A 19,667-nucleotide genomic window follows, 5' to 3' on the forward strand; every position below is an offset into this window, starting at 1 on the left:
CGTGCGAAAAACGCGTTGGTTCAAACAGATATGGCAACATCCGCCTCCGCGTGAACGGATTGCGCTCCAGGGGACAAATCCATGACAACCGCGCTCCGCTTTGACCCGCTTCGCCTGCCGCCGCGCTGTCAGGAATTGCGCCAGGAAGTGCGCGCCTTCCTTGCCGAAGAAATCGCCAGAGGCGTTTTCGATCCTGACAATCCTGAAGCCGGATCCGCCAACGCCGACGCCTTCGCCCGCCGGGTTGGCGAGCGCGGGTGGATCGGCATGACCTGGCCAAAGAAATACGGCGGCGGCGAACGCAGCTTCCTGGAGCGTTACGTCGTCACCGAGGAGATGTGCGTCGCCCGGGCGCCGACGCGCCGGTTTTTCGTTGTCGACCGCCAGAGTGGCCCAACCCTGATACGCTATGGCAGCGAGGCGATCCGCCAGAGCATCCTGCCGCGCGCCGTGCGGGGCGAACTCTGCTTCTGCATCGGCATGAGCGAACCTGGCGCGGGATCGGACCTGTTCGCGGTGCAAAGCCGGGCGACGCGAACGGGCGGCGGCTGGCTGCTCAATGGCGGCAAGATCTGGACCAGCAACGCCCACCAGGCCGATTACATGATTGGCCTGTTCCGCACCGCGCCCGCGACAAAGGAAAATCGCCGGCACGGCCTGACGTCCTTCCTGATCGACATGAAGACGCCTGGCATTGTCTGCAACCGCATTGGCATGATGACCGGCCACCGTGATTTCAACGAGGTGGCGTTCACGGATGTCTTTATTCCGGACGATCATGTCATTGGCGAAATCGACGGGGCCTGGAAGCAGGCGACCAGCGAGCTGGCTTACGAACGGAGCGGGCCGGAGCGGTTTCTGGAAACGTATGGAGCGCTCGCGGGCCTGACGCGCATCGCCGGGGCGGCGCCGGATGTGCGCGTCGCAGCCGGTCTTGGCCAGCTGACCGCGCAGCTTCACACCCTGCGGCGCATGTCTGTTTCGGTCGCCGGCATGCTGGAGCAGGGCCGTGAGCCCGTTGTTGAGGCGGCGATCGTCAAGGATCTCGGCACGCTCTGGGAGCAGGCCCTGCCGCAACGGGCGCGCGCGCTGTCGGCGCTGATCCCGCCCGGCGACGATGACGACAGGCGCGAGCAGTTCGGGCAGCGGCTGTCGTATTATCTGAAGGCCGCTCCCAAGCTGACCATCCAGGGCGGCTCCACGGAGGTGCTGCGCGGCATTATCGCCCGGGGGCTGGGCCTGCGCTGACATCCGCCATCCATTCCGCTGCGCGTCGCAAGGAGGTTCGCCATGTCCGCCAGCCAGTACGCCGCCATGGCCGGCAGGCTGTTCGCATTCCTTGACGGCAAGGTCGCGCGCGACCCGCAGCCGCGCACAATCGTCTTTATGGACGCGTTGCCGCGCCTGCCCATCGGGAAGTTTTACAGGAGGGCGCTGTGTAACCAGTATCTCGGCGATAATAAATTCAGTTAGTTCATACGCAAATTAAAATACAACTCAGGGAGAGCGCACGATCATGGCTGACAATATCCTCAGTGTCTCCGGGCATGCCGCGCTGGTGACGGGCGCCGGCCAGAATGTCGGCCGGCAGATCGCCATGCATCTGGCCGCGCATGGCGCCAGGGTCATCGTCAATGATTACTTCGCGGAGCGGGCGGATGAGGTCGCCAGGGAAATCACCGCCGCTGGCGGAGAGGCCATGGCCGTCGCCGCCGACATCACCGACCGCGACGCCGTCAACCGCATGGTGGCGCAGGGGGCGGAGAAGTTCGGTCCGGTGACCATTTTGGTGAACAATGCCGGCAATGCCGGGGCCACGCCAACCGGCGGCGCCCGCAAGCCGTTCTGGGAGGCCGACCGGGCCGACTGGGACTCGTTCATTGGCGTGAATTTTTATGGCGTGCTCAACGCGTGCGCCGCTGTCATTCCGGGCATGATCGAAAAGCAGGATGGCCGTATGGTCACCATCATTTCCGATGCGGGCCGGATGGGCGAGGTGCGTCTTGAGGTCTATTCAGGCGCCAAGGCCGGCGCCGCCGGATTGACCCGCGCCATGGCCAGGACCCTGGCCCGCCACAATATCCGCGCCAACAACATCGCCATCGCCGCCATTAACACGCCGGGCGTTGCCGCGGCCCGGGCCGGCAATCCTGAAATGGCGGCGAAGATGCTCAGCCACTATGTCATCCGCCGCATGGGCGAACCCGATGACGTCGCCAACATGGCGCTGCTGCTCGCCTCAGACGCCAGCAGCTGGGTCACCGGCCAGACCATTCCGGTGAATGGCGGCTATTCGTTCGCGCTGTAATGCCAGGCCGGCAAACCCGGTTCATCGGGTTCGGGTCAAGCCCGGGCAACGCCCTGGAGGCCTTGGTGAAGCCCGTGCGGCGCTTGGGCAATTCAGAATGCGGATGCGTCAGCATCTTCGCATTCTGGTATCAGACGTTTCCGTCTGATCTGATCGGAAAGCGTTCTGGCGTTTCAGGTCACCGATGCGACGGCGCCAGCGTTGACCTGGCATGGATGCCTGCGGACGCTGGTCGCATGGGCATGGAGCGCTGGCGACAACTCCGGCGCTCCATGCACTGATCCGTCTGCCGCTGACCGCCGCAAGCGCTCAGGGCAGGATGTAGTTGAGGATGGCTTCCTGGCGCAGCAGGACCTTCCGGACCATATGGCTGGCGACCACGTGATCGGTATAGATCGCCGCGGAGCCGACGCTGCCGGCCGGCAGTCTGCTGGCGACGCCCGCGTCATCGAGGATCAGCTTCACGACGAACGGGGTCGCCTCCAGGGCGCGCGGCGTGACGGCGACGCCGGAAACCTGCGTCTGGCCAGCGGAGACTGCCTGCAGCACGCTCTCCACTTTCGCGGAAAAGATCTGGCCAGGCAGAAACCTGAAAGTTACTTCCGCCATCTGGTCCGGGGCGATATAGCGGGCGTCATTCTGGCTGATCGTCACCCCGAGATACGGCGTGGACGTATCGATAAACGCCATCACCGGCGACAGGGGCAGGTTTGACGCGCGGGCGCCCTTGCGCAGGGCGACATTGGTGACGAAGCCATCGGCGGGCGCGCGCACCACGGTTTTGTCGAGGTTCCATTGGGCGGCGTCCTGCTGGGCGCGCAACTGCTTCACCTCCGCCTCCCGTTGCTGGACATCAAAGGCCCGCCCCGTGTCGGCGCGTTGCAGGTGTTGCATTTGCGCCAGCCGCAGTTCCGCCAGCGCCACCTGGGCCTGGAGTGCTTTCAGCTGCGCCTCATAAGGCGCCGGATCAATGCGAAACAGCACGTCTCCGGCTTTCAGGGGCGCGTTCGGTTGCACGGGCACCTCGATGACTTCGCCGGCGACGTCCGGCACGATGGCGACGGACTGACGGCCCAGCAGCGTCGCGCCGGATGGCGCGCCCCAGCCCATGGGGATGAACAGCCCCACCACCAGCAGCAGCAACACGATGAATGGCGAACACTTCCAGAACAGGTTGAAACGAACCAGCCCCAGTTTCACAATAATGAACAGGATGACCAGGTAGACGTTCAGCAGAAAGATAATCATCGGCCGGCCTCCCGTGAACCGGGGGCGGGGGCGTCCACATAGGCCCAGATCAGCGCCAGCGGCCACAGCGCGAACCCGAAGAACAGGGTGACCCAGCCGGCCACGCGGACGGCCTGGGCATTGGGGTGGCCCCGTTGGCTGGCGATGTGGCCAGGCAACCAGCCGGCAATGCAGAAAACGGCGATTGCGCTGGCAGCAAGCACGATCAGGACAATCCAGGCGAAGATATCAAGTCCACTCATGATAGTCTCCGGGCCGCCGGGAGGCGGTTGTGCTAATGTGGCCTGCCTCACCCGCGTCGCGCGCCATGGCCGAAACAGGGCCAGATCAAAACCGGCGGCGCCCACGTCGCGGATCACGCCAGGAGCGCGACGCCGTAATCCGTGCTGGCGTTCAGTCGCCTTGCGCGGCGGGCGTTGCTCCAGGCGCCGCCGGCGCGCCAAGCGGCATTGCGATGGTGAGAAGCGCAATTGTACCGCGCGCGCGGTTCTCGACCTTGACTTCGCGCAAGATCTTGAGCCGCGTCGAGATCGGCGCGCCCGCCACGTTGAACGTATAGGAGATGGTTCCGCCCACGGCGGTGGTGCGCCCGCGATAGGGGCCGAGGTGGTTGCCGGCGCCGCTGTCGCGCGTCACCTGCTGGTAGTGCGCGGCGAGAAAGCCGATGGACAGCTCCTTGTTCAGATACTGGCTGATGGCGAGATCGGCGTGGACAGCATTGCCGCTGCTGTATTGCGTCGCATAATTCCGGCCATTCATTTCATAGCCGGCCGAACCGGACACCTCCAGGCCAATGGCCGGATCGAGCCAGGTCGCCGCCACGTAGATGTCGCCGATCAGCCGGTTGAAGGACAGGTTCGAGAGCGCGTCGTCGCGATAGGAGCCGGATGGAATGCTGGCTGATGCGCCAATCTGCCAGTGGAAATTGCCCTTGTGCCAGCCAATGAAGCTGGTCAGCACCGGATCGCCGACCAGAAAATCGGAATCCCGCATTTTGTCGCCAAGCACCCGGCCGAACCGGGGGGCGGCGACAAGGGCGCCGGCGCTCACCCGCGCGTCGCCTATCGGCAAGGTGGCGGCAAAGCCAAGATTGCCGCCGAGAATTTCCGCTGGCGTCACCCACGTGGCGGTCAAAAACCCTGCGCGCGCCTGCACCTTGACATTGGCCAGCACGGCGCCGCCCAACTGGGTGCTCTTGCCCGCTGAAAGCCGGCCGGAATAAGAATACAGATCCGCTTCGAAGTAAAAACCAGGCGGCGGCACAATGCCGGACGTGGCGCTTTTGAAGCCCGGGACATACAGGCTGGCGCCGCTTTCCGTCGCGCGGGCGCCCTGGGTTGCGCCAGCAATGCAAAGACACGTCGCAACGCCGGCGAGCAATTTGGGGCGCGCTTTCATCGTATTCCTTGCGGTCAGTCGTGTAGAAGAGATTGCATGGTCGCCATCATGTGAGTTTCAAAAAGAAACCGATAGAACCGCACAAAAATGTGAAGGGCGAGATTTGACGTTCGGGCGTAGCGTCTGGTGGCCGTTGGCCGGGGAGGGGTTGTGAAAAAATTCCCTTTTCCGCCAGTTTCTTGTTGTGGAACGGCCGGCTATGCAGCCAAAGGTTGTCGCTGGCGCCCAACCGCTGTTCGGCGGGGGCGGCCACGGAGCTGCGGGACATACAATGGCGCCGCCCTCGCCATTGTGCCAACCTGGCGGCGCGCGTCGTCGTTAGCCCCTGTTTGTGGGCCCGGTTGGTTCTTATGGGCGCGCTTCCACGAGCAGGAGTTCTGTCCCATGAAACCACATATGTTTCTGGCGGCGGCTGCGACGGCTATCGTCGTTGGTCTTGGAGCCAGCGGGGCGAAGGCCCAGGCTCCAGCCTCCGCGCCCCCGAATATTCTTGTCATCTTTGGCGACGACGTCGGCCAGTCCAATATCAGCGCCTACACCCACGGCCTCGTTGGCTACAGGACGCCCAACATCGACCGGATCGCCAAAGAAGGCCGGATGTTCACGGATTATTACGCCGAGAACAGCTGCACCGCCGGGCGATCCACGTTCATTACCGGCCAGGCCTGCCTGCGCACCGGCCTGTGCAAGGTGGGCATGCCTGGCGCCTCGGTCGGTTTGCAGAAGGGCGACATCACCATTGCCCAGGCGCTCAAATCACACGGCTACGCCACGGGACAGTTCGGCAAAAACCATTTGGGAGATCGGGATGAATACCTGCCGACCGCCCATGGCTTTGATGAGTTCTTTGGCAATCTCTACCACCTGAATGCTGAAGAGGAGCCGGAGCGCCCATACTGGCCGAAGGACAATCCGGCGTTCCTGAAGGCGTATCAGCCGCGCGGCGTGCTCAAGACCTCGGCGGATGGCAAGATCGAGGATACCGGACCGCTAACGCGCAAGCGCATGGAGACGATTGACGACGAAACCACCGGCGCCGCGATCGACTTCATGCAACGGCAGACCAAGGCCAACAAACCGTTCTTCACCTGGATGAACTTCACCCGCATGCACATTTTCACCCATGTGCGTCCGGAATTTCGCGGCAAGAGCGGCATGCCCGGCAATGAATACGCCGATGGCATGTGGGAAATGGACCAGAACGTCGGCAAGCTGCTGAAAGCTCTGGACGACATGGGCGTTTCAAAGAACACCATCGTCATTTTCACCACTGACAATGGTCCGAACGCCTTCACCTGGCCTGATGCGGCGACGACGCCGTTCCGCTCGGAGAAGGATACCAACTGGGAGGGCGCGTTCCGCGTGCCGGCGATGATCCGCTGGCCTGGGCAGGTCAAACCCGGCGAAATCAGCAATGGCATTGTCTCCGGGCTTGACTGGTTCCCGACCCTGCTGGCGGCCGCTGGCGACACGGACGTCAAGGAGCGCTTGCAGAAGGGCTGGCAACCCAAGGGCAGCCAGGCCACGTTCCGCAACCACCTCGATGGTTTCAACCAGCTCGATTACATCACCGGCAAGACAGACAAGAGCGCCCGCACGGACTTCTTCTACTTTAACGACGATGGCGATCTTGTCGCTGTGCGCACGGGCGACTGGAAATTTGTGTTCGAGAAACAGGAGCAGCCGGGCCAGCTCGACATCTGGGCGCATCCCTTCACCAAATTGCGTTTGCCCAAGATGTTCAATCTGCGCATGGATCCTTATGAGCATGCGGAGATTTCCGGCAGCGGTTACGATCAATGGCGGGTCGAGAACGCCTACCTCACCGTCAATGGCGTGATGAAGTCCGCCGCGTTCCTTCAGACGTTCGTTGACTATCCGCCAAGCCAGCGGCCCGCCAGCTTCAGCATCGACGGCATCCGCGCCCAGGTGGACAGGAAAATCGACGAGTCGTTCAGGAAGCGCGGACTGGAACAGTAATGATGTGGCTGGCCGCCCCAGTTGGGCGGCCAGCGTTGTTTTCTCCCAGTCATGAGGGCGGCCATGGGACGGGGACGGGGACGGCGACCAGCGCCACAGCCGATTACGGCTCCTGAGCGGAGCCCGCGGCATCGTGGGCTCGCGGGCGTCCTGCTGTTCCTTTCCGGCGTGGCCGCCCTCGTGTTCCAGATCATCTGGATCAAGCAACTGTCCCTGGTTGTCGGCGTTGACGTTTATGCGGTGACCACTGCTGTCAGCGCGTTTTTCGCCGGCCTGGGTCTCGGTGGCTTCACGCTTGGCCGGCTGGCGGACCGCGCGGCGCGGCCGGTGGTTTTTTATCTGGGGCTGGAACTGGCTGTCGCCGTCTGCGCCATCATCACGACCCTTGTTCTCGCCCGCTTCGCGCCAGCCTTCGCGGCCATGGAGCGGTGGTTCATGCCGCTGCCCTGGGCCTGTGTGTTTGTCCTGGTTGGCGCGCCGGCGTTTTTGATGGGCGGCGCGCTGCCGGCGCTGGCGCGGGTGCTCGCGCCCGCCGCGGGCCAGACGGGTTCCGTTGGCGGCGCGCTCTATGCGGCCAATACGGCTGGCGCCGTTGTTGGCGCCCTGGCCCCGGTGTTCGTTCTCATCCCGGCATTCGGCGTGCAGGGCGCGGCGCTGGCGGCGGCCGGCCTCAATGTGGCGGCCGGCCTTGGCGCATTGCTGTTGCCCGCCCGTTCTCCAACATCCACCCCGGCGCAACCCGCGATGCTCAGGCGCGCATCGGCTCCAGAAAGCGCCGCCACGTCCGCCAACGCCCGGCTGGCGCTCGGCCTGTACGCCATCGCCGGCGGGCTGGCGCTTGGTTATGAGGTGGTGTGGTCGCAGGTCATCGTGCAGTTCATCAGCACGCGCGCCTTCGCCTTCTCCGTGGTGCTGGCGACCTATCTGACCGGTCTGGCCGTGGGGGCCGCCATCCTGGCGCGCTTCGCCGACCGGATCCGGCGGCCGTGGGCCGTCTTTGGCCTGTTGCTCGCTGGCGCCGGCGTTGTCGCGCTGGCCGAGGTCGCCCTGCTTGGGCGCTGGCTGGCTGGAACGCAGACCGCCGCCGAATCCGTGATGCTGGCCTGGACAGGCAATGGGCTGGCGGGGGCCAGCGCCCGTTTCCTTGTCGCCGCCGGTTTCATTGTGCTGGCGCCAACCCTGTTGCTGGGGGCGGCGTTCCCGCTGGCCCTGCGGCTGGTCGCCGGCGGCCAGGCAGGGCGCACGGGCGGCCATGTGGGCGCGGTCGTCAGCGTCAACACCCTTGGCGGCGTGGCGGGCGCGCTGCTCACTGGCCTCGTGCTGATCCCCGCGCTCGGTCTCGTGCACACGCTGGCCTTGCTGGCGCTTGCCGCCGCGATGCTGGGGCTTCTGGCGATCTGGCGCGAGAAGCCGGCGCCCCGCTGGGCCCGGATTGGCGGCTGGGGCGTGCTGGCCGCCGCCGTTCTGCTGGCGGTGACGACGCCAGCCGGACGTCTTGCCCAACTGCTCATGGAGTCGCGACGCGGCGCCCTGGTTGCCTATGAGGAGACGCGCGGGGCGACGGTGGCGGTGCTGGAGCAAAGCATGGGCCGCAACCGTTTCCGCCGGCTCTACATCCAGGGCGTATCCAATTCTGGCGACGCCATGCCATCGCTGCGCTACATGCGTTTGCAGGCGCTGCTGCCGTTGATCATTCAATCCGGCGAGCCCCAGTCCGCCCTGGTCATTGGCATGGGCACGGGCATCACGGCGGGCGCGTTGCTGCGCTATCCATGGCTGGAAAAGCGTGTCGTCGCGGAACTGCTGCCGGCGGTCGTGCGCGCGACGCCGCATTTTTCCGGCAATTATGGCGTGGCCGCCGATCCGCGCATCGACATCCGCCTGCGCGATGGCCGGCGCGAATTGCTGGGCAGCCGCGATCTTTATGACCTGATTACCCTGGAGCCGCCGCCGCCGGCCGCCGCTGGCGTGGTCAATCTGTATTCCCGCGATTTCTACGCCCTTGCCCGCGACAGGCTCATGGCTGGCGGCATGGTGGCGCAATGGTTACCGCTGGCGACGCAGGATGGCGAGGACACCCGCTCCCTGGTGCGGGCTTTCATTGACGTGTTCCCGCATGCTTCGCTGTGGACCACGGATTTTCACGAAATGCTGCTCGTCGGGTCAATGGCTCCCATGGAGCTGGATGCGGGACGCATCGCCCGCCGCATGGCGGAGCCACAGGTGGCGGCCACCCTGGCGGAAGTCGGCGTCGCTTCCCCGGCGGCCCTGCTGGCCACATGGGTGACGGATCGCAAGGGGCTGGCGACGTGGGCCGGAGACGCGGCGCCGGTCACCGACGATCAGCCTCGCATCGAATATGGAGCATGGCTGCGGCCGGGGGCTTTCCAGCAGACCTTGCCGTCGCTGCTGGAAACGCAGACGTCGCCGCCCCTGGTCAATGCCGGCAACGATCTGACGGCCGCGATCGTCGCCGAAAGTGAGCGTCTGCGGCTGTTCTACGCGGCGGGTCTGCACGCGCGGGCTGGCGAGCGGGAGGCGTGGCGGCGGGATATTGCCCGGCTGATGCAGCTCGACGGCGACAATCCCTATTACAGCTGGTTCACGGGCGGCGCCCGCAAACCCGCGGGCTCGGCCGGGCCTGGCGGCGCGGGCTCCGGCGTGACGCGGAGAGGAGGCGCGGGATGAGCGAATTCCGGAAACGGTGGTTAACGCCGGCTGTCGCCACGTTGGCTGTCGCCATGCTGGCCCTTGGCGCCGTGGCGGCAGCCTCGCCCGGCGCGCGGGCGCAAACCGCAGCGCCTCCGGTGGCGACAAAAACCACCGATCGCATGCCCCCGGATGCCCTGCTGGCTGATCCGCTGCCCTCATGGCATGACGGCAAGACGAAGCGGGCGATTCTGGATTTCATTGCCAGGGTGACGCAACAGGGCGGGCCCGATTACGTTCCGCCAGCGGAGCGCATCGCCGTTTTCGACAATGACGGCACGTTGTGGGCCGAGAAGCCCGTATATTTCCAGGCGCAGTTCGCCTTCGACGAGATCGCCCGGAAGGCGAAGGAAAGCCCGGCCCTCGCCCGGCAGGAGCCCTACAGGTCGGTGCTGGCGAAGGACCTGAAGGCCCTCGCGGCGGACAACCACAAGGGGTTGCTGCAAACGCTCGCCGTCACCCACGCCAACATGACCACGGAAGAATTCGCCGGCCGCGTCCATGACTGGCTGAAGACGGCAAGGCACCCCGTTACAAAGCGCCCCTATACCGGGATGGTTTACCAACCGCAGCTGGAGTTGCTGGCTTTGCTGGGCAAGGCCGGCTTCCGCACATTCATCGTTTCCGGCGGCGGCGTGGAATTCATGCGGGTGTTTGCGGACAAGGTTTATGGGGTGCCGCCGGAACGGGTGGTTGGTTCGTCCGGCGTCGTGACCTTCCGCATGGGCAAGGACGGCAAGCCGGAGCTGTACAAGACCGCGAAGGTGGAGTTCGTTGACGACGGGCCGGGCAAGCCCGTGGGCATCAACCGGTTCATCGGCCGCAGGCCCATTCTCGCCTTCGGCAACTCTGACGGCGATTTGCAGATGTTGCAGTATGTGACGGGCGGGGCCGGCCCACGCCTTGGGCTTCTCGTTCACCATACGGATGGCGCGCGCGAGTGGGCCTATGACCGCAAATCCCCTGTCGGCAGGCTCGACAAGGCGCTTGATGAAGCGGGAGCCCGCGGCTGGACCGTGGTCGATATGAAGCAGGACTGGAAGACGGTGTTCCCGCCGGCGCCCTGATCAGGCGGGATCGCCAATGCATGTCGTTCGGGATGGAAAGCGTTGATGACTAATGCAGGCAAGCCGGCTGAACATTCGCTGATGGAGGGAATGATTCACATTCCCGGCGGAACTTTCCGCATGGGCTCGGATCATCATTACCCTGAGGAGGCGCCGGGCCATCGCGCCATGGTGGACCCGTTCTGGATCGACGCCACGCCCGTGACCAACCGGCAATTCCGCGCCTTCGTCGAAGCGACTGGCCATGTCACCGTGGCCGAGGTCGCGCCGAATCCCGAAGACTATCCGGGCGCGCTGCCGCACATGCTGCGGGCGGGCTCGCTGATTTTCAATCCGCCGGGCGGCCCGGTGGACCTCGGCGACTGGTCGCAGTGGTGGAAATTCCAGTTCGGCGCCACCTGGCGCAAACCCTATGGCGCCGGCTCGTCCATCAGGGGGCTGGATGATCACCCGGTGGTGCACGTGGCCTATGCGGATGCGCTGGCCTATGCGGCCTGGGCGGGCAAGGACCTGCCGACGGAGGCGGAGTGGGAGTTCGCCGCCTGGGGCGGGCGGGAAGGCAGCGAGTTTGCCTGGGGCGATGAGCTGACGCCGGAGGGGCGGCATATGGCCAACACCTGGCAGGGCGCGTTTCCGCACGAAAACACGAAAGAAGACGGCTTTGCCCGCACCTCGCCGGTGGGGGCGTTCCCGGCCAATGGCTATGGCCTCTACGACATGATCGGCAATGTCTGGGAGTGGACGGCGGACTTCTGGTCGACGGGGCACGCCGGCGATGCGCCCAAGGCCTGCTGCGTGCCACAGAACCCCCGCGGCGGGCCGGAGAGCGACAGCTACGACCCGCGCCAGCCGGCGATCCGCATCCCGCGGCGGGTGCTGAAAGGCGGTTCGCACCTGTGCGCCCCCAATTATTGCCGCCGCTATCGCCCCGCAGCCCGGCACGCCGAGCCGGTGGACACCTCGACAAGCCACGTCGGCTTCCGCTGCGTCATTCGGGTGGCGACATAAATAACAAAGGGAAGACAGCGCATGGACCAGCCCGCAACAGCCCCGCGCGACGCCATCGCCAACCTGCGGACCCGCATGCGCGCCGACATCATTGGCCAGGAGGCGGTGGTGGAGCGCATCATCATCGCGCTGCTGGCCAACGGCAATGTGCTGCTGGAAGGGTTGCCTGGTCTCGCCAAGACGCGGGCGATCAAGAGCCTGTCGCGGCATCTTGAGTCTGACTTCAGCCGCATCCAGTTCACGCCGGACCTGCTGCCTTCCGACGTGACCGGCGGTGAAATACTGCGGCCGGACGGGCAGTTCGAGTTCCGGCGCGGCCCGGTGTTCGGCAATCTTGTTCTGGCCGACGAGATCAACCGGGCGCCGCCGAAGGTGCAGTCGGCCCTGCTTGAGGCGATGGAGGAGCGGCAGGTCACCGTCTCCGGCAAACGCTACGACCTGCCGCCGCTGTTCATGGTGCTGGCGACCCAGAATCCCATTGAACAGGAAGGCACCTATCCGCTGCCGGAAGCCCAGATGGACCGTTTCCTGATGCACGTGCGCATCGACTATCCATCCGACGCCGACGAGGCCAAAGTGATGCGCCTCGTCCGGGCGGAGAGCGCCGCCGGAGCCGCCGCCGCCGCCTCGCCTCCGCCAGTTCCGCAGCAGGCGGTGTTCGACGCCCGCGCCGGCATTGACCAGGTGACGGTGCGCGACGTGGTGGAGAATTACATGGTGGCGCTGGTGGCGGCGACGCGCCGCCCGGCCAGCTTCAGCGCCCAGCTTGGCAAGTGGATTGCCATCGGGGCCAGCCCGCGCGGCACCCTGGCGCTGGACCGCTGCGCCCGCACATGCGCCTGGCTGCAGGGGCGCGATTATGTAACGCCGGAAGACGTGCAGGCCATTGCCCACGACTGCCTGCGTCACCGGGTGTCGCTGAGCTACGAGGCGGGCGCCGATGGGGTCGGCGTCGACGCCGTGCTGGACGAGGTGCTGAAGCAGGTCGCTGTCGCGATCTGATCCTGGCGAAATGACGCCCGCGATCTGACATTGACGATGAACAGGGGCAGGCCATGGCCCGGATGCGCGAGAAACCCGGTGGAAAACCCGTGAAGGCCGATACGGGCGCCCGCGTCTTCATCACGCTGGAGGAAATGCTGCGCCTGAAGCACCGGGCGCGCGGCTTCAGCTTTCTGCCGCGCCAGCCGGTGCACAGCCTGCTGGCTGGCCGGCATGCGTCGCGGCTGCGCGGGCGGGGCCTGAACTTTGAGGAGCTGCGCCACTATTTTGAGGGCGATGACGTGCGCGCCATCGACTGGCGGGCGACGGCCCGGCTGGGTTCTCCCCACGTCCGCGTTTACTCCGAGGAGCGCGACCGCCCGGTCATCCTGGTTGTCGACCAGCGCAGCGCCATGTTCTTCGGCAGCCGGCGGGCGATGAAATCGGTGACGGCGGCGGAAGCGGCGGCGCTGGCGGCGTGGCGGGTGACGTCGCTCGGCGACCGGGTAGGAGCCGTCGTGTTTGGCGATACGGAAACCGTGACGATCCGGCCGCGATCCCGGGACCAGGGCGTGGTGCGCATTCTCGGGGAAATCGCCCGGCAAAACGCGGCGCTCGCCGGGGCCGCGCATGCGGAGGGCGACGGCGCCAGGCTGAATGACGCCCTGGCCGCGGCGGCGCGGATGACGGCGCACGATGGCCTTGTCTGCCTGGTGTCGGACATGTCCGGCGCCGACGCGACGACGCGCCAGCTGGTGTCCCGCCTGAGCGTCCACAACGACATCATCGCCATGTTCATATCCGATCCGCTGGAGCAGGATCTGCCGGACATCGGCTTCGCCACGTTCAGGTCCGGCGATGCGCGCATCGACGTGGATCTGTCATCGGCGTCCCTGCGCCAGCGCTTTTCCGACCAGCGGACGGCCTGGCGGGCCAGCCTCGCCGCCCTGTCGCGACGCCGGGCCATTCCGGTGTTGCCGCTGTCGACGGCGCGGGACGTCGCGGCCCAGCTGCGTGAACTGATCGGCCGGCGCGTGGATCAGGCGCGCATGGGCGCCAGAGCGGCGGGGCCAGCGTCATGACCTCCGCTTCTTCCGCCGCTCTTTCCGCCGCTCCCGCCGCCGCCGCTCCCGCCGCCGCTCCCGTCGATCTTGCCCATACTGCGGACCTGGCCAATCTCGCCGATATCGTCCTGACGGCGCCTCCATCCTGGTGGCCGCCGGCGCCCGGCGTCTGGATCGTGGCGGCGGCGCTGGTCGCCGCGCTTGCCGTGGCGCTGTGGCGCTGCCTGCGCCGCTACCAGGCCAATGCTTTTCTGCGGCGCGCCTCAACCGAGCTGGACGCCGTCGCAGCCGGGACCTGGCCAGACGCCGCCGCGATGGAGACGGCGGTTTCCAGCATCCTGAAGCGGGCCGCCCTGGTGGTTTACGGGCGCGGGGAGGTGGCGCGCCTCACCGGCGCGGCGTGGAGGGAGTTTCTGGCGCGGACCACGCCGGCGGGGCGCGAGCCGCCCCGGTTCACGGCCCTGCCGGACGCCCTGGAAAATCTGGCTTCCGCCGGCCCGTCCGCTGATCACACGGGGGCGCTTGTCGCCGCCGCCAGGGGCTGGCTGCACGCCCGCAGGGCGCAGGGCGGCAAATCCCGCCAGTCCGGAAAGGAGGCCTGAGCATGCTGTCCTTTCTCCATCCATGGTTCGCGCTGCTGGCGCCGGCGCCGCTGCTGGTCTGGCTGGCGCTGCCGCCTTACGTTTCGGCGCGCTCCGGCCTGCGGGCGCCGTTCGTGCAGCGGCTGGCCCGCATCACCGGTCAGGAACCGCATTTCGGCGGCAGCGTCACCCGCCGCGCCCTCGGCCCGCTGCTGGCGCTCATCCTCATCTGGCTGCTGAGCATCGCCGCGCTGGCCCGGCCCCAGTGGATCGAGCCGCCGCTACATCGCGAGCAGCCGACCCGCGACCTGTTGCTGCTGGTCGATCTTTCCGGCTCCATGGACACACGCGACTTTACCGACGCCTCTGGCAAGACAGTGGACCGGCTGACGGCGGTGAAGCAGGTGCTCGACGGCTTCCTGGCCCGCCGCAAGGGCGACCGGGTCGGCGTGGTGGTGTTTGGCGACGCGCCCTTCACCTTCGTTCCCTTCACCACGGATCTGGACCTCAGCCGCATCATGCTGGGGGAAGTCGCCGTCGGCATGGCGGGGCCGCGCACGGCGCTCGGCGACGCCATTGGTCTGGGCGTCAACCTGTTCGCCAACAGCGCCGTGAAGGCGCGCACCATTATCGCGCTGACCGACGGCAACGACACCATGAGCAGCGTTCCGCCCGCCGAAGCGGCGCGGGTGGCGCGCGACCGGGGCATCGTCATCCACACCGTCGCCGTCGGCGATCCGCAGGCGGCGGGGGAGGACAAACTGGACGAGGCGGCCCTGAAGGAAGTGGCCTCGACAACCGGCGGCGGGTTCTTTCGCGCCATGGACCGGGACGGTCTGCAACAGATTTACGACCGGCTCGACGCCATCGAAACCAGGCGCATCGACACTGTCAGCTTCCGCCCGCGTCGGGACATCTACTGGATGCCGCTCGCCGCGGCCCTGGCCATCGGGATCGTATCCCAGGGCCTGATGCTGCTGGCGCGCCGGCGGCGGCCCGCGCGCGCCGTCGCGGGGGAGGCGACATCATGATCGCCGCCCTGTCGGATTTCCACTTCATGCGGCCGCTGTGGTTGCTGGCGATCCTGCCGGCCATCGCCATCTGGCTGGCCTGGCGTCACGTGGGCGATCCCGCCTGGCGGTGGCGCGGCGTGATCGATCCGGAGCTTCTGCCGCATCTGATCGTTGGCGCCGATCGTCGCGCCCGCATGGGGCCGGTGGAATGGGGGCTGGTCGCCAGCGTCATCACGGCCATTGCCGTGGCCGGGCCGGCATGGCGGCGGGCGCCGTCGCCCTTTGCCGCAGCGCGCCCGCCCGCGGTCGTGGTGTTGAAGGCGACGCCGTCGATGCAGGAGAGCGATCTGGCGCCAACCCGGCTCGACCGCGCCCTGCAGAAGCTCACGGATATTCTGGCGGCGCGCGAGGGCGCCGCCACGGGACTGATCGCCTATGCGGGTTCAGCCCATCTGGTGTTGCCGCCAACCGCTGACAGCGCCGTGGTGCTGGAGATGGCCAGGGCGATCTCCCCGCAGATCATGCCGAAAGACGGCGATGATCTGACCGGGGCGCTGGCGCTGGCCAACCGCGCCCTTGCCGGGACGCCGGACGGGGGATCAATCCTGGTGCTGGCCGATGAACTTTCGGCGCAAGCCGTCGCGGGCGGCGCGCCGGTGACCGTGCTGGCCCTGCGCCCGCCCGGCCGCGACATGCGGGACATGGACGAAGCGGCCCGCGCCGTGGGCGCGCGACTGGTTCCGTTGACCATCGATCAGGGCGACGTCGCCAGCGTAGTTCGCGCCCTCGATGCGGGCGATGTGGCCCGGGCGGCGCATGGCGAGGGCGAGCGCTGGCGCGAGGATGGCTACTGGCTGGCGTTTCCTCTGGCGCTGCTGGCCCTTCTCTGGTTCCGTCGTGGATGGGTGCTGTCATGAGGCGTCTTGCGGCCTGGGCGTCGCGACTGGCGTCCGCCCCGTATCTGTGCGTCCTGCTGGCGCTGGCGGCCGGCCTTATGGTCGCCGGCTGGCGGGTGGGCTGGCGCGACCTGTGGCTGTCGCCAGACCAGCGCGGCCGCCTGCTGTTGCACGAAAACCGCCCGGCTGACGCCGCGGCGGCGTTCCACGACCCGTTCTGGCGCGGCGTCGCCCTTTACCGCAATGGTGATTTCAAGGGCGCTGCCCAGGCGTTCGCCGCGCCACAGACGCCGGAGAGCTTTTTCAATCGTGGCGACGCCCTGGTGCTGCTCGGTCAGTATGACGACGCGGTGAAAAGCTTCGACCAGGCGCTGGGCCTGCGAGCGGACTGGCCCGAGGCGCGGCGCAATCGCGACATTGCCCTGGCGCGCGCCGCCCTGCGCAAGACCGAAGGCGGCGAGATGGACCAGACGGAATCAACGCCCGATGCGATCGTCTATGACAAGAACCGCAAGGGTGGGGAGCAGACCCCGGCGGAACCTGGCCAGGGGATGTCGGACCAGGCGGTGCAGGCCCTGTGGCTGAAGCGGGTCCAGACAAAGCCAGCCGACTTCCTGCGGGCGCGGTTCGCCTGGCAGCTTGACGGCCAGGGTGAAAACAACGCCAGCGAAGGGGGCGGGAAATGAGGGCCGTCCTGCTGGCGATCTGGCTGTTTCTGTCGGCTCTTGCTCCTCTTGCCGCTCTTGCGGACGCGCCGCCGCGCGTCTCCACGACGCTGGATCCCGCCGATGGCGCGGTCATGGTGGGCCAGCCGGTTCGTCTGCACGTGCGGGTGCTGTTCGCCGACGACATGGCGTACCCGCCGCTGGTGAGCGTGCCTGAAGCGCCCGGCGCCCAGGTCATGCGGTTTGAAAGCCAGGCGCTGACGGTGCGCGACCAGATCGACGGCCAGGCTTATGTGGGCAAGGATTTCGCGTTCGTCGTCTATCCGCGTCGCGCCGGCGCCATCGTCATTCCGCCGCCGCGCGTCACCCTGCTTGATCGCGCTGGCGATCCGGTGGGAGAGGCGCGGGGAACCGAGACCCGCATCCACGCCAGCGCGCCGCCGGGCATGGATGCGTCGGGACCGGTTCTCGTCTCCAGCCGCGTCGAGGCCCGGCAGGACTGGTCCCCGGACGGGGGGGCAAAACCGGTGGCGGCTGGCGGCGCAATCGTCCGGACCATCCGCCGGCAGGCGGATGGAACGCCGGCGTTGGCCATGACCGACTTTCATTTCGTCGCCCCGGCGGGCGTGCGCGTCTACGCCGATCCGCCCGCCAGCCAGGATCAGATCAATCGGGGCGAGGTCACCGGCAAACGCACCGACAGGGTCACCTATGTTTTCGAGAAGCCGGGGCGGTATGCCTTGCCGGCGCTTGTCCAGACCTGGTGGGATCCGGCGCAGCGCGCGGCGCGGAGCCTGACCTTGCCTGGGCTCGACGTGACGGTGAGCGCCGCGGCGTCGGGCCACGCGACCGCGACGGGTTTTCTGGCCCGCATGGCGTCGCCACAGGCTCTGGCGACCATGGCTGGCGTCATTCTCGTGGCTGTCGCCGGCCTGCTGCTGGTCCCGCGCCTCTGGCGAGCCTGGCAGGGCTGGCGCAGCCGCCGCATCGCCAGCGCCGCATGGGCCCGTGGCGCCGCGATCCGCGTCGCCGGCGCTGGAAACGCCGCGGATACCTGGGAGGCGCTGACAACCTGGTTTGCGCGGCTGCCGCGCGAGGAGGCGCTGGCGTTGCGCCGGGGTTCACCGATGGCGCCGCCGCTGGCAAGGCTGGAGCGCGCCCTGTTCCATGGCGACGAAACCTGGACCCAGGCGGATGGGGCCGCGCTGGCAAAGGCGATCGACGCATGCCGTCATGCCGGGGCGACGACGCGGGCCGGCGCCGCGACGGCGTTGCCGGCGTTGAACCCGGAATTCACGACGCGCCAATGATTAGTTGCGCCAGGCCTGGCTGGAGATTTTCGCGGCGCGGCATTGCCGTTGGGCTGGCCGCGCGCCTTCCGCCATTGGCCGCCATTTTGCCTGGCGGCGCCGTCGATCCGCTGTCGTGAGATGAGGGCGCCAGGAAAAGGCTCACGTTGCCGTTTTCGAGGCTGACAGTCGGAAATTCCCGCTCTAGCATGCCTTCACAATAATACCGGGAGAACGCTCATGAAGATGAAGGCGGCTGTACTCAATGCGCTCAACGGAATATTTGATGTGGAGGACATTGAGGTTGATGCGCCCCGGGGGCGGGAGGTCCTGGTTGAAGTAAAGGCGTCTGGCCTTTGCCATTCCGACCTTCACTTTGCCGAAAACAATTTTGGCGTCGCCCTTCCGGCGGTGCTGGGCCATGAACTGGCCGGCGTCGTCAGGGAGGTTGGCCCCGATGTGCGTGAATTCGCCGTGGGCGATCATGTCGTCGGCTCGCTGATCCAGTATTGCGGACAGTGCAAGGCCTGTCTTGCCGGCAGGACCTACCAATGCGCCCATCCTGAAGCGACACTGCGGACGGCGGACGAACCGCAGCGCCTTTCCCGCGATGGCCAGCCGCTCACCCCGGTGTTCGGCACCGCCGCCTTCGCCGAATATGCCCTTGTGCATGAAAACCAGCTCGCCAAAGTGCCGAAGGCCCTGCCGTTTCCGCAGGCGTCGATCCTTGGCTGCGGCTGCATCACCGGCATCGGCGCCGCCATCAATACCGCTGGCGTGCGGCCGGGAGACACTGTTGCCGTCATCGGCGTTGGCGGCGTCGGTCTCAATGTCATATCGGGCGCGAAGCTGGCGGGCGCGGCGCGGATTATCGCCATCGACCTGCAGCCGGCGAAGGAAGAGCTGGCGCGCCGGTTTGGCGCCACGGATTTCGTCAACGCCGGCGCCGGCGATCCTGTCGCGGCGACGCGGGCCCTGACCGATGGCGGCGTTGACCACGCGTTCGAGGTTATTGGATTGCAACAGACGTCCGAGCAGGCGATCCGCATGCTGCGCAAGGGCGGCGAGGCTTATATGATCGGCCTGCACAAGCCTGGCGGAAAAATCAGCATTGATGTGCTGGCCGAGCTTATCGCCAACCAGGGCGGCGTGCGCGGCGTGGTCATGGGCTCGACCAACATCAAGCACGACATTCCCATGTATGCCGAGCTGTATTTGCAGGGCCGGCTGAATCTGGATGACCTGATTTCGCGTGAAATCAATATTTCGCAGATCAATGAAGCCTATCAGGAGCTGAAGCAGGGGGCGATCGCCCGCAGCGTCATTACCTGCTTCTAGTACGTTTCCGGTCAGCCGGAACCGCCGACTGGCCAGAACTGCCTGAAGTAAGGAAACCAGGGCAGCTTGCCCCAGGCGACGCAAGGCATGAGCTGCAATTGCACGTCCCGAAGCAGGCGGCG

At 66.7% G+C, this 19,667-nt stretch carries 18 protein-coding genes; 15 read left to right on the forward strand and 3 right to left on the reverse strand.

What is annotated here, in order from left to right:
* The first annotated feature begins 81 nt into the window (after positions 1–81).
* From ACERNI_RS09475 to ACERNI_RS09485, 3 genes are read left to right on the forward strand one after another with little or no spacing between them, the layout of a single operon-like run.
* On the forward strand, positions 82–1,248 hold the full coding sequence (locus ACERNI_RS09475; RefSeq protein ID WP_448833041.1) for an acyl-CoA dehydrogenase family protein: 1,167 nt from the start codon (positions 82–84) through the stop codon (positions 1,246–1,248).
* 42 nt (positions 1,249–1,290) lie between these two features.
* Entirely contained in the window at positions 1,291–1,473 is a 183-nt protein-coding gene (locus ACERNI_RS09480; RefSeq protein ID WP_448833042.1) for a hypothetical protein, read from the forward strand.
* 43 nt (positions 1,474–1,516) lie between these two features.
* Complete coding sequence (locus ACERNI_RS09485; protein ID WP_448833043.1) at positions 1,517–2,308, forward strand: SDR family NAD(P)-dependent oxidoreductase; 792 nt, start codon at positions 1,517–1,519, stop codon at positions 2,306–2,308.
* A gap of 309 nt (positions 2,309–2,617) precedes the next feature.
* Here ACERNI_RS09485 and ACERNI_RS09490 read toward each other — a convergent pair whose 3' ends face one another.
* The 3 genes from ACERNI_RS09490 to ACERNI_RS09500 all read right to left on the reverse strand — a co-directional run bounded on the left by ACERNI_RS09490 (position 2,618) and on the right by ACERNI_RS09500 (position 4,954).
* A complete protein-coding gene (locus tag ACERNI_RS09490; RefSeq protein ID WP_448833044.1) occupies positions 2,618–3,556 on the reverse strand; it encodes an efflux RND transporter periplasmic adaptor subunit in 939 nt (312 codons plus the stop codon).
* A complete protein-coding gene (locus tag ACERNI_RS09495; protein WP_448833045.1) occupies positions 3,553–3,798 on the reverse strand; it encodes a DUF3302 domain-containing protein in 246 nt (81 codons plus the stop codon). The genes ACERNI_RS09490 and ACERNI_RS09495 overlap by 4 nt, the downstream gene beginning before the upstream one ends.
* Positions 3,799–3,949: 151 nt before the next feature.
* Positions 3,950–4,954: a SphA family protein gene (locus ACERNI_RS09500; protein WP_448833046.1), complete on the reverse strand. Its 1,005-nt coding sequence runs from the start codon at positions 4,952–4,954 to the stop codon at positions 3,950–3,952.
* 396 nt (positions 4,955–5,350) lie between these two features.
* Here ACERNI_RS09500 and ACERNI_RS09505 point away from each other — a divergent pair, with 396 nt between their 5' ends.
* The 12 genes from ACERNI_RS09505 to ACERNI_RS09560 all read left to right on the forward strand — a co-directional run bounded on the left by ACERNI_RS09505 (position 5,351) and on the right by ACERNI_RS09560 (position 19,545).
* Complete coding sequence (locus ACERNI_RS09505; RefSeq protein ID WP_448833151.1) at positions 5,351–6,934, forward strand: arylsulfatase; 1,584 nt, start codon at positions 5,351–5,353, stop codon at positions 6,932–6,934.
* A gap of 63 nt (positions 6,935–6,997) precedes the next feature.
* The gene (locus tag ACERNI_RS09510; protein WP_448833047.1) at positions 6,998–9,622 is read left to right on the forward strand and encodes a fused MFS/spermidine synthase; all 2,625 of its coding nucleotides are present in this window, start codon (positions 6,998–7,000) and stop codon (positions 9,620–9,622) included.
* A gap of 143 nt (positions 9,623–9,765) precedes the next feature.
* The gene (locus tag ACERNI_RS09515; protein WP_448833152.1) at positions 9,766–10,710 is read left to right on the forward strand and encodes an HAD family hydrolase; all 945 of its coding nucleotides are present in this window, start codon (positions 9,766–9,768) and stop codon (positions 10,708–10,710) included.
* Between the two features lie 45 nt (positions 10,711–10,755).
* Positions 10,756–11,718 carry a formylglycine-generating enzyme family protein gene (locus ACERNI_RS09520; protein ID WP_448833048.1) on the forward strand — a complete coding sequence of 321 codons (963 nt, stop codon included), beginning with the start codon at positions 10,756–10,758 and terminating at the stop codon, positions 11,716–11,718.
* A 21-nt stretch (positions 11,719–11,739) separates the two neighbouring features.
* Positions 11,740–12,720 carry an AAA family ATPase gene (locus ACERNI_RS09525; RefSeq protein ID WP_448833049.1) on the forward strand — a complete coding sequence of 327 codons (981 nt, stop codon included), beginning with the start codon at positions 11,740–11,742 and terminating at the stop codon, positions 12,718–12,720.
* Positions 12,721–12,809: 89 nt separating this feature from the next.
* Positions 12,810–13,781, forward strand: coding sequence for a DUF58 domain-containing protein (locus ACERNI_RS09530; protein ID WP_448833050.1), 972 nt, complete (start codon positions 12,810–12,812; stop codon positions 13,779–13,781).
* Complete coding sequence (locus ACERNI_RS09535; protein ID WP_448833051.1) at positions 13,778–14,365, forward strand: DUF4381 domain-containing protein; 588 nt, start codon at positions 13,778–13,780, stop codon at positions 14,363–14,365. Before ACERNI_RS09530 ends, ACERNI_RS09535 begins: the two co-directional genes overlap by 4 nt.
* 2 nt (positions 14,366–14,367) lie before the next feature.
* The gene (locus tag ACERNI_RS09540) at positions 14,368–15,375 is read left to right on the forward strand and encodes a VWA domain-containing protein (protein ID WP_448833052.1); all 1,008 of its coding nucleotides are present in this window, start codon (positions 14,368–14,370) and stop codon (positions 15,373–15,375) included.
* Entirely contained in the window at positions 15,372–16,274 is a 903-nt protein-coding gene (locus ACERNI_RS09545) for a VWA domain-containing protein (protein WP_448833053.1), read from the forward strand. Before ACERNI_RS09540 ends, ACERNI_RS09545 begins: the two co-directional genes overlap by 4 nt.
* Positions 16,271–16,939 carry a tetratricopeptide repeat protein gene (locus ACERNI_RS09550; protein ID WP_448833054.1) on the forward strand — a complete coding sequence of 223 codons (669 nt, stop codon included), beginning with the start codon at positions 16,271–16,273 and terminating at the stop codon, positions 16,937–16,939. Before ACERNI_RS09545 ends, ACERNI_RS09550 begins: the two co-directional genes overlap by 4 nt.
* On the forward strand, positions 16,936–18,228 hold the full coding sequence (locus ACERNI_RS09555) for a hypothetical protein (RefSeq protein ID WP_448833055.1): 1,293 nt from the start codon (positions 16,936–16,938) through the stop codon (positions 18,226–18,228). Before ACERNI_RS09550 ends, ACERNI_RS09555 begins: the two co-directional genes overlap by 4 nt.
* Positions 18,229–18,447: 219 nt before the next feature.
* The gene (locus ACERNI_RS09560; protein ID WP_448833056.1) at positions 18,448–19,545 is read left to right on the forward strand and encodes a Zn-dependent alcohol dehydrogenase; all 1,098 of its coding nucleotides are present in this window, start codon (positions 18,448–18,450) and stop codon (positions 19,543–19,545) included.
* The last annotated feature ends 122 nt before the right edge of the window (positions 19,546–19,667 follow it).

This window comes from Camelimonas sp. ID_303_24, from assembly GCF_053543495.1.